Here is a 13,135-nt window from a genome sequence, read left to right on the forward strand (position 1 = left end):
GCGGGCCGCTCTCAGAGCGGCTTCTTGATCAGGTTCGCGATCTCGCCCACCACCCCGCGGCGAAAGGCCAGCACGCAGATCACGAAGATCACGCCCTGCACCACCGTGACCCAGGCGCCGAGCTGGGCCAGGTAGTTCTGCATCGACACGATGATGGCCGCGCCCACCACGGGCCCGAACAGCGTGCCCATGCCACCCAGCAGGGTCATCAGCACCACCTCGCCCGACATGCTCCAGTGCACGTCGGTGAGCGAGGCCAGCTGGAACACGATGGCCTTGGTGGCGCCGGCCGCGCCGGCCAGGCCGGCCGAGAGAACGAAGGCCAGGTGCTTGTAGCGGTCGGTGTCGTAGCCCAGCGAGGTGGCGCGCGCCTCGTTCTCGCGGATGGCTTGCAGCACCTGGCCAAAGGGCGAGTGCACCACGCGCCAGATCAGCAGGAAGCCGGCGATGAAGACCACGAAGACCACCGCGTACATGGCCAGCGGCTGGCTCAGGTCGACGAGGCCGAAGAGCTGGCCGCGCGGCACGGCCTGGATGCCGTCCTCGCCGCCGGTGAACTTCGCCTGCAGGCTGAAGAAGAACACCATCTGCGCCAGCGCGAGTGTGATCATGGCGAAGTAGATGCCCTGGCGGCGGATGGCCAGGGCGCCGACCACCACGCCCAGCAGCACCGCGCAGCAGGTGCCAAAGAGGATGGCGAGTTCGGGCGTGAAGCCCCAGACCTTGGCCGCGTGTGCGGAGGCGTAGCCCGCGCCGCCCAGGAACATGGCGTGCCCGAAGGACAGCAGGCCGCCGAAGCCGATGAGCAGGTTGAACGCGCACGCGAACAGCGCGAAGCACATCACCTTCATCAGGAACACCGGGTACACCACCACGGGCGCGATCAGGAAGAACGCGGCCATGATGGCGAAGGCGATGACCAGGGACGAGTTGCCGGCGGGGGCCTTGTGGACGCTGCCCGCGTGGGCGATGGTGGTGGTCGTGCTGCTCATCGCGGCTTCACTTCTCGGTTCCAAAAAGGCCCGCGGGCCGGATCAGCAGCACGATGGCCATGATCACGAAGATCACCGTGCTGGAGGCCTCGGGGTAGAAGACCTTGGTGAGGCCTTCGATGATGCCCAGGCCGAAGCCGGTGAGGATGGCGCCCATGATGGAGCCCATGCCGCCGATCACCACCACCGCGAACACCACGATGATGAGGTCGGAGCCCATCTGCGGGCTGACCTGGTAGATGGGGGCGGCCATCACGCCAGCCAGCGCGGCCAGGCCCACGCCGAAGCCGTAGGTGAGCGTGATCATGCGCGGCACGTTCACGCCGAAGCCCTGCACGAGCGTGGGGTTCTCGGTGGCCGCGCGCAGGTAGGCGCCGAGCTTGGTGCGCTCGATGACGAACCAGGTGGACAGGCACACGATGAGCGAGGCCGCCACCACCCAGCCACGGTAGTTGGGCAGGAACATGAAGCCCAGGTTCTGCGCGCCCATGAGCTGCGACGGGATGGCGTAGGGCTGGCCCGAGGAGCCGTACTCGTGCCGGAACAGGCCCTGGATGATCAGCGCGATGCCGAAGGTCAGCAGCAGGCCGTAGAGGTGGTCCAGCTTGTACAGCCGCTTGAGCATCAGGCGCTCGATCAGCACGCCGGTGATGCCGACGACGATGGGCGCGATGATCAGCGCCCACCAGTAGCCGATGCCCAGCTTGTTGAGCAGCAGCCAGGCCACGAAGGCGCCCATCATGTACTGGGCGCCGTGCGTGAAGTTGATGATGTTGAGCAGACCGAAGATCACGGCCAGCCCCAGCGAGAGCAGGGCGTAGAACGAGCCGTTGATCAGCCCGATCAGCAACTGCCCGAACAGGGCCGCGGTGGGAATGCCGAAGATCTCGGTCATGCTCTGTGGACCCTCTCGCTTACTTCACCAGGGGGCACTCGCCGTCCTTGAGCGGACGGAAGGCCTGGTCGGCGGGGATGGTGGCGCGGACCTTGTAGTAGTCGTACGGCCCCTTGGACTCCGAGGGCTTCTTGACCTCGAACAGGTAGGCCGGGTGGATCTTGCGACCGTCGGGGCGGATGGTGCCCTTGCCGAACAGCGGGTCGTCGGTCGGCAGTTCCTTCATCTTGGCGATGGTCTTGGTCCCGTCGTCCGTCTTGCCGGCTTCCACCGCCTTCAGGTAGTGCAGCACCGCGGCGTAGACGCCGGCGTGGTCGGCGCTGGGGTACTTGCCGCCGTTGCGCTCCGCGAAGCGCTTGCTCCAGGCGCGGGTCTGGTCGTTCAGGTCCCAGTAGAAGGTCTCGGTGAACACCAGGCCTTGCGCGGTGTTCAGGCCCAGGCCGTGGATGTCGGGCAGGAACACCAGCAGGCCGGCCAGGTTCTGGCCGCCCTTGACGATGCCGAACTCGGCCGCCTGCTTGATGCTGTTGATGGTGTCGCCGCCGGCGTTGGCCAGGCCGATGATCTTGGCCTTGGATGACTGGGCCTGCAGCAGGAAGGAGCTGAAGTCGCTGCCCGGGAAGGGCGTGCGCACCTTGCCCAGCACCTTGCCGCCGTTCTTGAGCACCACCGCCTCGGTGTCGCGCTCCAGCGCGTGGCCGAAAGCGTAGTCGGCGGTCAGGAAGAACCAGGTGTCGCCACCGGTCTTCACGATGGCGCTGCCGGTGCCATTGGCCAGCATCCAGGTGTCGTACAGCCAGTGCACGGTGTTGGGGCTGCAGGCCTTGCCACTCAGGTCGGAGGTGGCCGCGCCGGTGTTGACGAAGGCCTTGCCCTTTTCCTTGGTGATCTGGTTGATGGCCAGCGCCACGGAGGAGGTGGGCACGTCGAAGATCGCGTCGACCTTCTCCACGTCGTACCACGTGCGCGCCACGGTGGAGCCGACGTCGGGCTTGTTCTGGTGGTCGGCCGAAACGACCTCGACCTTCAGCCCCTTGGCGGCGGCGCCGTAGTCTTCCACGGCCATGCGCGCGGCCAGCACCGAGCCCGGGCCGCCGATGTCGGCGTACAGGCCGGACATGTCGTTCATCACGCCGATCTTGATCACCCCATCGGAGATCTGCGCCTGCGCAGCCCCCGCCGTCAGCAGCGCCGCGGCGGCGGTGGCCAGCAGCTTCGTCGTCATCCTCTTCATGTCGTCGTCTCCTTCAGTCAGTGTGAACGTGGAAAGACCCACCCGGCGTTGTTCAGACGCCGAGGTACTCGTGCAACATGCCCATCTTGGCGTCGAGCTCGGCAGCGGAGAAGCCTTCGACGATGCGGCCATGTTCCATGACGTAGAAGCGGTCGGCCAGCGGCGCCGCGAAACGGAAGTTCTGTTCGACCATCACGATGGTGAAGCCGCGCTCGCGCAGCGTGCGGATGGTGCGCGCCAGCGTCTGCACGATCACCGGCGCCAGGCCTTCGGAGATCTCGTCGAGCAGCAGCAGCTTGGCGCCGGTGCGCAGGATGCGCGCGACCGCAAGCATTTGCTGCTCACCGCCCGACAGGCGCGTGCCCGGGCTGTTGCGCCGTTCCTTGAGGTTGGGAAACAGACCATAGAGTTCGTCGAGCGGCATGCCGCCGTCGGCCACCACGGGCGGCAGCAGCAGGTTCTCCTCGCAGCTCAGGCTGGCGAAGATGCCGCGTTCCTCGGGGCAGTAGCCCAGGCCCAGGCGCGCCACCTGGTGCGTGGACATGTTCACCGTCTCCTGCCCGAACAGGCGGATGGAGCCCGTGCGCTTGCCCACCATGCCCATGATGGACTTCAGCGTGGTGGTGCGGCCCGCGCCGTTGCGGCCCAGCAGGGTCACCACCTCACCGCGGTGCACCTTCAGGTCGACGCCATGCAGGATGTGCGACTCGCCGTACCAGGCGTTCACGCCGCTGAGGCTGAGCAGTTCTTCGGTGGCCATGTCAATGGGCTCCCTGCAACTGCGCTTCGGCGCTGCCCATGTAGGCCTCCAGCACCTGCGGGTTGGCCGACACGGTGGCGTAGTCGCCTTCGGCGATCACCTGGCCGCGCTGCAGCACGCTGATGGTGTCGGCGATGCTGGACACCACGTTCATGTTGTGTTCCACCATCAGCACCGTGCGGTTGGCCGACACCTTCTTGATGAGCTGTGTCACGCGCTCCACGTCTTCGTGGCCCATGCCCTGCGTGGGTTCGTCCAGCAGCATCAGCTCGGGCTCGGTGGCCAGGGTGGTGGCGATCTCCAGCGCGCGCTTGCGGCCGTAGGGCAACTCCACCGTCACCCAGTCGGCGAACTCGGCCAGGCCCACCGTTTCCAGCAGTTCCATCGCGCGCGCGTCCAGGTTGTCCAGCACCTTCTTGCTCTTCCAGAAATGGAAGGACTGCCCCGTGGCGCGCTGCAGGCCGATGCGCACGTTCTCGCGCACGCTCAGGTGCGGGAAGGTGGCGGAGATCTGGAAGGAGCGCACCATGCCCCGGCGGGCCACCTGCGCGGACTTCTGCGCGGTGATGTCCTCGCCGTTGTAGAGGATCTGCCCGCGCGTGGGGATGAGGAACTTGGTGAGCAGGTTGAAGACGGTCGTCTTGCCTGCGCCATTGGGTCCGATGAGGGCGTGGATCTGGCCGCGTTGCACGCGCAGGTTCACGTCGTTCACGGCGACGAAGCCCTTGAACTCCTTGACCAGTCCGCGGGCTTCGAGGATGCAGTCGCTGTGGGTGTTCGTTGCCATGTAGGAGGGGCATTGTGGGCATGCCACCCGCATGAAGGATGAGGGGAAACCCCACGGAGCATGGCTGCGCTGCTATGGAATTCAGGCTGCTGCAAGCTTGGGCGGCGCCGGCTGTCACACAGGCAACAGCCGGCGACTGTCAGCCGGCCGACAGTCGCGCGGGGGCGCACGCCGCTGGTGCACACTGCCCGCGATGAACCAGCACCTTTTCGACCGGGCCATCGCGCTCGACACCCTTGCACCGGGCCGCTGCGCGGGCCGCACCGATCCGGCCTGGGCCAACATGGTCGGGCCGTTCGGCGGTGTCACCGCGGCCACCGCGCTGCAAGCCATCCTGCTGCACCCCGATCGCCTGGGCGAACCGGTGGCGCTCACCGTCAACTTCTGCGCCGCGCTCGCCGACGGCGCCTTCGAGGTCGAGGCCCAGGCGGTGCGCACCAACCGCTCCACGCAGCACTGGGCGGTGAGCATCGAGCAGGCCGGCGAGACGGTGCTCACGGCCACCGCGCTCACCGCCACGCGGCGCGAGACCTGGGGCGCGCAGGAAGTGCGCGCGCCGCAGGTGCTCTCACCCGCGGGCTTGGGGCGCCCGCAATTGCCGGCCGCGGTGGAATGGGTCAAGCGCTACGACATGCGCTTCGCCGAGGGGCCCATCCCGCGGGTGTGGGACGGCGAAGGAGAGAACAGCCGCACCGTCCTGTGGGTGCGGGACGAGCCGCCGCGCGCCCTGGACTTCACCAGCCTCACCGCGCTGTGCGACGTGTTCTACCCGCGCGTGTGGCGCCGCCGCGCCACGCGCGTGCCGGCGGGCACCGTGTCGATGACGGTCTATTTCCACGCGGGCAGCGCCGAACTCGCGGCGGTGGGGGACGGCTGGCTCATCGGCCAGGCCGAGTCCAGCGCCTTGCGCAACGGCTACTTCGACCAGCGCGCGCACCTGTGGAGCCAGGCGGGCGTGCTGCTGGCGACGACGCACCAGGTCGTCTACTACAAGGAGTAGGCGCCGGGCGCGGGCGAGTTCAGGGCCGGCCCAGGAACAGGTACAGCCCCGTGAACCCCTTGGGCGCGCTCACCACGCTCAGGTACAGCGGGCCAATGCCCGTGTCCGCGCCCACGAACAGGCTGCCGCCCGCCAGCAGGTTGCTGAACGACACCTCGCGCCGGTCCAGCCACGCGTTGCCGGCCTCGATCGATCCGCCCACGAACAGCGCGCGCGCGATGCCCACGTTCCAGGGCAGGCGGCGGTAGTAGGTGAGGCGGCCAAAGGCCAGGTAGTTGCCCGCCACCTGGCCCGAGCGGAAGCCCGAGAGGTTCTGGAAGCCGCCCAGCGAGTACTCGTCGATCGCACCGATCGGGATGTTGTTGGCGTGCGCGAAGCGCAGGCCCATGTTGAAGGTGTGTTCGCCGAAGCTGCGAACGCCCGTGAACGAGCCTTCCACGCGCGCGAAGCTGCTGCGCTCGCCGCCACGCACGTGGCGCTTGCCCACCACCACTTCGCCGAACGCGCGGTAGCCGCGTGAGGGGAAGTTGGCGTAGTCGAGCTGGTCGGCCATCACGGCCGCGCGCACGCCGGCCTCGCGCCAGTGCACGTCCAGCACTTGCGAGTCGATGCCGAAGCCCGGTTGCACGAGCTCCAACTCGGACTGCCGCGCGCTCGTGATCACGCCCAGTCGCATGTCGCCCACCGAACCCTGACGGCCGATCGGCCAGCCGATGTCCGCGCCCAGCCGCAGCGACTCGCGCTGGATGCGCGCCAGCGGTCGGCTCTCGCTGTCGTACAAGTCCACCTTGCGCACGGTGATGTCGCCGTAGCCCGCGACGAAGGTGTCGCCGCGCAGCCCCAGCGGCTGGTAGATCTCGGAGTACAGCCCCAGCGTCTCGCCCAGTTGCACGCGGTTGCGCCACTCGGTGCCGCTGGGCGTCAGCCAGTGCCGGTTGTGGCTGATGCGCAGGTTGAACGCGCCCTCGCCGCGGAAGTCGGTACGCAGGTCGATGCCCACGCGCAGGTAGTTGGGTCCCCAGTTGTTCTCGCGCAGGCCCACCACCAGGTCTTCGCCGCCGCTGTCGGGGTCGCGCACCAGGCGGTAGTCCACGCGCTCGTAGTCGCCGCTGGCGGCCAGGGCCTCCATGTCGTGTTCGATGACGCCCACGTCGGCGCGCTGGCCCTTGAGGTGCTCCAGCCCCACGCCCAGTCGCTCGGCGCGCGCCTCGTCCACGCCCTCGAAGCGGATGCCCGCGATGGTGCCCACGCGCGTGGCGTTGAGCTCGCTCTGCGTGCGCCGCGCCTGCGTCCAGGCGGCGTACTCGCGCTCACCCACCGAGAAGCGCTCCAGCGCGGCGTTCACCGTCTGGCCGTACTCGTTGCCCAGTTGCACCAGCGCCTGCGCCTGGTCGAAATCGGCCGAGGTGAGCTTGCCCAGCGGTGGCGTGAGCAGCAGGTCGCGCGGCGTGAGCATGGCGATGCTGGCCTTGACGTTCTGCTCGGTGAGGATGTGCACCATCTGCGTGGTGATGCCCACCAGCGAGTAGAGCGTCTCGCGCCCGGCCAGCGGCGTGCCGATGTTGACCGCGATGATCACGTCGGCGCCCAGTTCGCGCGCCACGCTCACCGGCAGGTTGTTCACCAGGCCGCCGTCGCCCAGGATGCGCCCGTCCAGCCCCAGCGGCGAAAACACCCCCGGCACCGACATGCTGCCGCGCAGCGCCGCGGCCAGGTCGCCGCGGTCCATCACCACCTCCTGGCCGGTCTCCATGTCGGTGGCCACCGCGCGAAAGCGCGTGGGCAGCGCGTCGAAGCTGCTCAGGTGGCGCGTGGGCAGGGTGTAGCGGCGCAGCAGCATTTCCAGCGAGCGCGAGGAGACCGCGCCCGTGGGCAGGCGGAACTCACCGTCGCGAAACCCGAGCAAAAGCACGGGCGAGAGCTCGAAGTCCTCCTCCTTGCGCCGCTGCGACAGGATCTGGCGCGGCTGGCGCGTATTGAACAGGCCGTTCCACTCCACCGACAGGATCTCGCGCTCGAGCTGCTCGCCCGTCATGCCGCTGGCGTACAGGCCGCCGATGATGGCGCCCATGGAGGTGCCGACGATCAGGTCCACCGGCACGCGCGCGGCCTCCAACGCCTTGATCACGCCCACGTGCGCGAAACCGCGCGCGCCGCCGCCCGAGAGCACCAGCGCCACGCGCGGGCGTGGCTGAGGAGGCAGGGGCGTCTGCGCGGGCCGGGCCGTGGGGGCCTCCTGGGCTTGCGGCAGCTTGTCCTGCGCATGGGCCGGGGCGATTGCCAGGCCAAGGCCCGGCAACAGGAACGGCAGCAGCAGCAGGAACGGCGGTCGCGACGGACGGTGCAGGCGAAGGCGCATGAGCGTCGTGTGAGAGACAGGTCGAGGGAGGCAAGTCTAGGGCGCGCCAGGGGCCTTCGTGGTAACTTGCCCGGCTGCTGTTCTCAACCCATTCCAGCGAACGACCATGAGCGACATCCTCGTCCACACCGAAGCCGGCATCCGCACCGTCACCCTCAACCGCGTCGACAAGAAGAACTCCATCACCTCGGCCATGTACGGCGCCATGGCCGACGCCCTGGCCAGCGCGGTGGACGATGCCGCCGTGCGCGTGGTGCTGCTGCAGGGGCATGAGACCGTGTTCTCCGCCGGCAACGACATCGGCGACTTCCTCAACAAGCCGCCGGCCGGCCTGGACTCGCCGGTGTTCCGCTTCCTCAAGGGCATCGCCACCTTTCCCAAGCCGCTGCTGGCCGCGGTGTGCGGCCCGGCCGTGGGCGTGGGCACCACGCTGCTGTTCCACTGCGACCTGGTCTATGCGGGCGACAACGCTGCCTTCTCCATGCCCTTCGTCAACCTGGGCCTGTGCCCCGAGGCCGCCAGCAGCCTGCTGGTGCCGCAGATGCTGGGCTATCACCGGGCGGCCGAGGCCCTGCTGCTGGGCGAGCCCTTCATGGCCGAGGCCGCGCTGGAGGTGGGCCTGGTCAACCGCGTGCTGCCGCCCACCGAGGCCAACGACTATGCGCAATCGGTGGCGAAGAAGCTCGCGGCCAAGCCGCTGAGCTCACTGGTGGAGACCAAACGGCTCATGAAGAAGGGGCAGGGCGAGTTGGTGCTCAAGACCATCGCGGAGGAAGGCGAGAGCTTCGGCCGCATGCTGCGCGAGCCGGCGGCGAAGGAGGCCTTTGGCGCGTTCATGGAGCGCCGCAAGCCGGATTTTTCGAAGGTCTGAGGGAGTGGGAACGCCCAGGGCGGGCGCCCACCCGGCCTTCGTGGCCGCTGTCAGCTGAGGTGCTTGCCCACCAGGCCGGTCATCTCGAACATGGTGACCTCATCCTTGCCGAAGACCGCCTTGAGCTTGGCATCCGCCAGGATGTTGCGCTTGTTCTTCGGGTTCTGCAGGTTGTTGGCCTTGATGTACTCCCACATCAGCTTTACCACTTCGGTGCGGGGCTGAGGCGTCGAGCCGATCACGGCGGCCAGCTCGGGGCTGGGCTTGAGGGCACGGTTGAACGCGGTTTGCTTTTTGGCAGTGGTCATCGATGTCTCGTCCATTGAAAACGGGAATTCTAGGGTGCTTGCCCTCAGGCAGGTGGGTTTGAGTCCGACCTGCTGTCAGCGGCATCGCCTAGCATGCGCGGTTGTTCCCTCGCAGGCCACGCCATGTCCGACGACACCACCGAACGCGCCAAGGCGCACTTCTTCTCCGGCAACGCGCATTTCGAAGCGGGCCGCCTCGCCGCCGCGCGCACCGACTACGAGGCCGCCCTCGCGCTCGTGCCGGGGCGGCCCTCGGTGCTGGCCAACCTGGGCGTCACCTTGTGCCGCCTGGGCGAATGGGACGCCGCCATCAGGCAACTCGACGCCGCGTTGCTCGCCGACCCCACGCACCGCGACGCCTGGGCCGCACTGGGCCTGAGCCGCGAGGCCAAAGGCCAGTGGGCCGGCGCCGCGCACGCGCTGCGCCAGGCCATCGCGCTGGGCGCGCAGGTGCCTGGTCTGTTCCTGTCCATCGCCCAATGCGAGCTGCGGCAGGACCGCCTTCGCGAGGCCTTGCAGGCGCTCGACGACGCGCTCGCCATCGACCCGCGCGAACCCGAGGTCTGGAGCCAGCGCGGCCACCTGATGCGCGAAACCGGCCAATTGAAAGAAGCCGCGCGCTGCTACGAAGAAGCCTTGAAGCACGGCGGCGAGCCCGCGCTGCACCGCCACTTCCTCGCCGCGGTGCAGGACCTGCGCGATCCGCCGCCGCCACCACCGGTGTACGCCGGGGCGCTGTTCGACCAGTACGCCGACGAGTTCCAGGACCACCTGCTTGCGCAGCTCAAATACGCCGCGCCCGAGACCTTGCTCAAGCCACTGCTGAGCGATGGCCGCCGCCTGGGTCTGGCGCTGGACCTGGGCTGCGGCACGGGCTTGTGTGGACGGCTCATCGCGCCGCACGCGGATGCCGTCGATGGCGTGGACGCGTCGCGCGCCATGGTCGAGCGCGCCCGCGCCAGCGGCGTCTACCGCGAGGTGGCGCATGGCGACCTGCTGGGCTTCCTGCGCGCCAGCGCGGCACCGGTCGACCTCATCGTCGCGGCCGACGTCTTCATCTACGTGGGCCCGCTCGACGAGGTCTTCGCCGCCGCCGCCGCGCGCCTCGCGCCGGGCGGCAGCTTCGCCTTCAGCGTGGAGCAGGCCGACGCCGACCGCGACCTGCAGCTGCGCCCGAGCCTGCGCTACGCGCACTCGCGCCAGCTCATTGAACGCCTGGCCGCCGCGCACGGTCTGGCGGTGCAGGCCATCGAGGCCGGACCGATCCGCGAGGAGCAGGGCCGGCCGGTGATGGGGTGGTACGCGTGGCTGCAGCGGGCGACGGCTTGAGCCTTCATCGCCCCGGCCGCACCGTGATCACCAGCCCCGCCATCACGATGCCCAGGCCCAGCCATTCGCTGGCCTGGGGCACGTGGCCCAGCACCGGCCAGGCCATCAGCGCCGCGATACCCGGCGCCAGCGCGGGAAACACCGCCGCGCGAGACGGCCCCAGCAGCGCCACCATGCGCGAATAGGTGTACAGCGTGCCGGCACCGGCGATGACGCCCTGCACCAGCACCTCCACCGCCAGCACGGACGGCGCGGCCGACAGCAGCCGCTCGGTGCCGGCCCAGGCGAAGTACGCCGGCACGTAGGTCAGCAGCGCCACCACCGAGATGACCGCCGTGGCCAGCAGCGGGTCCAACCGCTCACGGCGCATGACGATGCCGAAGCCGGCCCACAACGTGCCGGCGAGCAGGAACATCGCATCGCCCAGCAAGGCGCGCGGGGTGAGGCTGCCCAGCGACACGCCCGAGAGCACCAGCAGGCCGCCGACCACCACGCCAATGCCCAGCGCCTTGCGCGCCGTGAAGCGCTCGCCCAGCACCCAGATGGCCAGCAGCGTGCCCATCACGCTCATGGCGGTGAAGGGGAACACGGCCGCGTGGCTGGGCGGCGCCCACTGCAGCGCGCCGAACATCAACAGGCCGAAGGGCGGGCCGGCCAGCAGGCTCACCGCCAGCCAGGCGCGCCAGCGGCGCCGCAGGCCCGCGGCGTCGCGCCGCAGCGCGATCCACAGCACCGGCAGCGTGAGCAGGCCGGCGACGCCGAAGCGCAGCACGGTCATGTCCTGCGCGGCCAGTCCCTGCGCCACGCCCCAGCGCGCGAACACGGTGTAGAGCGCGCCGATGCTCGCGGCCACCAGCCCCACGGCGATGCCGCGCCGCAAGGTGGCCGTGTCGCCCAGCGCCGCACCGGCCGGCAGCGACGGCGCGGTCGGTGCGGTAACGGGTGCCGCGAGGGGGCGCACGGCATTCGCGTTCGTGCAGGCCATGTGCCTCAGGCCTTCAAGGCCGGCGCGGCCGGGAAGTCCACGGGCACCTGGGTCACGCCATGCAGGTAGTTGGTGATCACCTTGTCGCCGATGGTCACGATCGCATCGACCACGTTTTCGCGCGTCCAGCCCGCGTCGAGCGCGGCCTGCAGGTCCTCGGCACTGGTGTGGCCCCGGGTCTCCACGACGCGGCGCGTGAAGCGCGCCAGCGCGTCGAGCTTGGGGTCGAAGCTGGCGCGGCCCGCGCGGATCTCCAGCACCTGCGCGTCGCTGAAGCCGTGCATCTTGCCGATGACGGTGTGCGCGGCCAGGCAGTACTCGCATTCGTTGTACTGGCTCACCACGAGGTTGATGACCTCGCGGGCCTTGCCGGTGATGGACGATTTCGCGTTCTGCAGCGCCAGGTAGCTGGAGAGCGCCTGGTTCGAGTGCGCCAGGGTGGCATACAGGTTGGGCACCTTGCCCAGGCCCTTCTGCAGGTTGTCGAAGAGCGCCTGGTTGACGGGGCTGACCTCGTCGCGCGAGGGCACGGTGAAGAGGGCGGTGGTGGCGGTGGTCATGTCAATCTCCTGAAGCCTTGTCGGGGTGGAAGGGGCGTCGCGCGGCGTGGAATGCACTGTGATTGATGCGTGAATCTGCCGGTAGACTGCGCGACGGCCTAAATCAAATTCCAAACAGGAATGAAAGGAGCCACCGATGGACCGCCTGACCGGCATGCAGGTCTTTGTGCGCGTGGTGGAGCGCGGCAGCTTCTCGGCGGTGGCGCGCGAACTGGGCAGCACGCAAGGCGCCGTGAGCAAACAGGTGGCCGCGCTGGAGCGCGCCCTGGGCGCGCGCCTGCTGAGCCGCACCACGCGATCGCTGGCGCTCACCGACGAGGGTGAGCGCTACTTCGAGCGGGCGAGGCGCCTGGTGGCTGAGGTGGAAGAGGCGGAGGCCGAGTTGCGCGACGGCGCGCAGCACCTCAAGGGGTGGTTGCGCGTGGCGGCATCGGTGGCCTTCGGGCGGCTGAAGATCATGCCGCTGCTGCCCGAGTTCCTGCGCCTGCACCCCGACGTGCGCGTGGACCTGCGCCTGGACGACGGCTTCATCGACCTGGTGGAAGAGGGTGTGGACGTGGCGGTGCGCATCGGCGAGCTGGCCGACAGCAGCCTGGTGGCGCGCCGCGTCGGCACCACCGTGAGGCGTGTGTACGCGGCGCCCGAGTACCTGTCGCGCTGCGCGGGTGGGGCCGGTTCCCCGCGCGAGCCGCAGGACCTGCTGGCGCACGAATGCATCGTGTACACCGGCCTGGCCACGCGGCACCAGTGGTCGTTCACCGCCGGCGAAGGCGCGAGCCAGCCCCCCGGCACGCAGCAGACGGTGGCCGTGACGGGGCGGCTGCAATGCAACAACTCCGAGGTCGTGCGCGAGGCCGTGCTCGCCGGGCTGGGCGTGGCGCACACCCCCTGCTGGCTGTTCGGGGTCGAGGCGCGCAACCACCAGGTGATCGAGTTGCTGCCGGGCTGGCGCTCGCCCGACCTGCCCATCCACCTGGTGAGCCCGGTGCAGCGGCGCCAGTCGGCCAAGGTGCGCGCGTTCGGCGACCACGTCGCGGCGCGGCTTGACCCGCCGC

At 69.3% G+C, this 13,135-nt stretch carries 13 protein-coding genes; 4 read left to right on the forward strand and 9 right to left on the reverse strand.

Annotated elements, in window-relative coordinates; all coding sequences use genetic code 11:
• Positions 1–11: 11 nt before the first annotated feature.
• The 5 genes from VLG41_RS03150 to VLG41_RS03170 form a co-directional block, all read right to left on the reverse strand.
• Complete coding sequence (locus VLG41_RS03150) at positions 12–902, reverse strand: branched-chain amino acid ABC transporter permease (protein WP_325347957.1); 891 nt, start codon at positions 900–902, stop codon at positions 12–14.
• Between the two features lie 97 nt (positions 903–999).
• A complete protein-coding gene (locus tag VLG41_RS03155) occupies positions 1,000–1,887 on the reverse strand; it encodes a branched-chain amino acid ABC transporter permease (protein ID WP_325347946.1) in 888 nt (295 codons plus the stop codon).
• A gap of 19 nt (positions 1,888–1,906) precedes the next feature.
• The gene (locus tag VLG41_RS03160; RefSeq protein WP_414652428.1) at positions 1,907–3,121 is read right to left on the reverse strand and encodes an ABC transporter substrate-binding protein; all 1,215 of its coding nucleotides are present in this window, start codon (positions 3,119–3,121) and stop codon (positions 1,907–1,909) included.
• A gap of 52 nt (positions 3,122–3,173) precedes the next feature.
• Complete coding sequence (locus tag VLG41_RS03165; RefSeq protein WP_325347947.1) at positions 3,174–3,881, reverse strand: ABC transporter ATP-binding protein; 708 nt, start codon at positions 3,879–3,881, stop codon at positions 3,174–3,176.
• Position 3,882: 1 nt separating this feature from the next.
• Entirely contained in the window at positions 3,883–4,668 is a 786-nt protein-coding gene (locus VLG41_RS03170) for an ABC transporter ATP-binding protein (protein WP_325347948.1), read from the reverse strand.
• Between the two features lie 193 nt (positions 4,669–4,861).
• Here VLG41_RS03170 and VLG41_RS03175 point away from each other — a divergent pair, with 193 nt between their 5' ends.
• A complete protein-coding gene (locus tag VLG41_RS03175) occupies positions 4,862–5,668 on the forward strand; it encodes a thioesterase family protein (protein ID WP_325347949.1) in 807 nt (268 codons plus the stop codon).
• Between the two features lie 19 nt (positions 5,669–5,687).
• Here VLG41_RS03175 and VLG41_RS03180 read toward each other — a convergent pair whose 3' ends face one another.
• Positions 5,688–8,027: a patatin-like phospholipase family protein gene (locus VLG41_RS03180; protein WP_325347950.1), complete on the reverse strand. Its 2,340-nt coding sequence runs from the start codon at positions 8,025–8,027 to the stop codon at positions 5,688–5,690.
• A gap of 106 nt (positions 8,028–8,133) precedes the next feature.
• Here VLG41_RS03180 and VLG41_RS03185 point away from each other — a divergent pair, with 106 nt between their 5' ends.
• Entirely contained in the window at positions 8,134–8,898 is a 765-nt protein-coding gene (locus VLG41_RS03185; protein WP_325347951.1) for an enoyl-CoA hydratase, read from the forward strand.
• Between the two features lie 50 nt (positions 8,899–8,948).
• Here the strand turns inward: VLG41_RS03185 and VLG41_RS03190 are convergent, their stop codons facing one another.
• A complete protein-coding gene (locus tag VLG41_RS03190) occupies positions 8,949–9,206 on the reverse strand; it encodes an SWIB/MDM2 domain-containing protein (RefSeq protein ID WP_325347952.1) in 258 nt (85 codons plus the stop codon).
• A gap of 123 nt (positions 9,207–9,329) precedes the next feature.
• Here VLG41_RS03190 and VLG41_RS03195 point away from each other — a divergent pair, with 123 nt between their 5' ends.
• Complete coding sequence (locus VLG41_RS03195; protein WP_325347953.1) at positions 9,330–10,535, forward strand: tetratricopeptide repeat protein; 1,206 nt, start codon at positions 9,330–9,332, stop codon at positions 10,533–10,535.
• Between the two features lie 4 nt (positions 10,536–10,539).
• Here VLG41_RS03195 and VLG41_RS03200 read toward each other — a convergent pair whose 3' ends face one another.
• Together VLG41_RS03200 and VLG41_RS03205 are read right to left on the reverse strand one after the other, a co-directional pair.
• Positions 10,540–11,520 (reverse strand): DMT family transporter, encoded by a 981-nt coding sequence (locus VLG41_RS03200; RefSeq protein WP_325347954.1) that lies wholly within the window; start codon positions 11,518–11,520, stop codon positions 10,540–10,542.
• Between the two features lie 5 nt (positions 11,521–11,525).
• On the reverse strand, positions 11,526–12,080 hold the full coding sequence (locus VLG41_RS03205; RefSeq protein WP_325347955.1) for a carboxymuconolactone decarboxylase family protein: 555 nt from the start codon (positions 12,078–12,080) through the stop codon (positions 11,526–11,528).
• A 136-nt stretch (positions 12,081–12,216) separates the two neighbouring features.
• On the opposite strand from VLG41_RS03205, the gene VLG41_RS03210 reads away from it, so the two are divergent.
• Positions 12,217–13,135, forward strand: a 919-nt coding sequence (locus VLG41_RS03210) for a LysR family transcriptional regulator (RefSeq protein ID WP_325347956.1), incomplete at its 3' end; no start/stop codon positions are given.

The sequence above is a fragment of the Hydrogenophaga sp. genome, from assembly GCF_035481345.1.
Lineage (GTDB): Bacteria > Pseudomonadota > Gammaproteobacteria > Burkholderiales > Burkholderiaceae_C > Hydrogenophaga.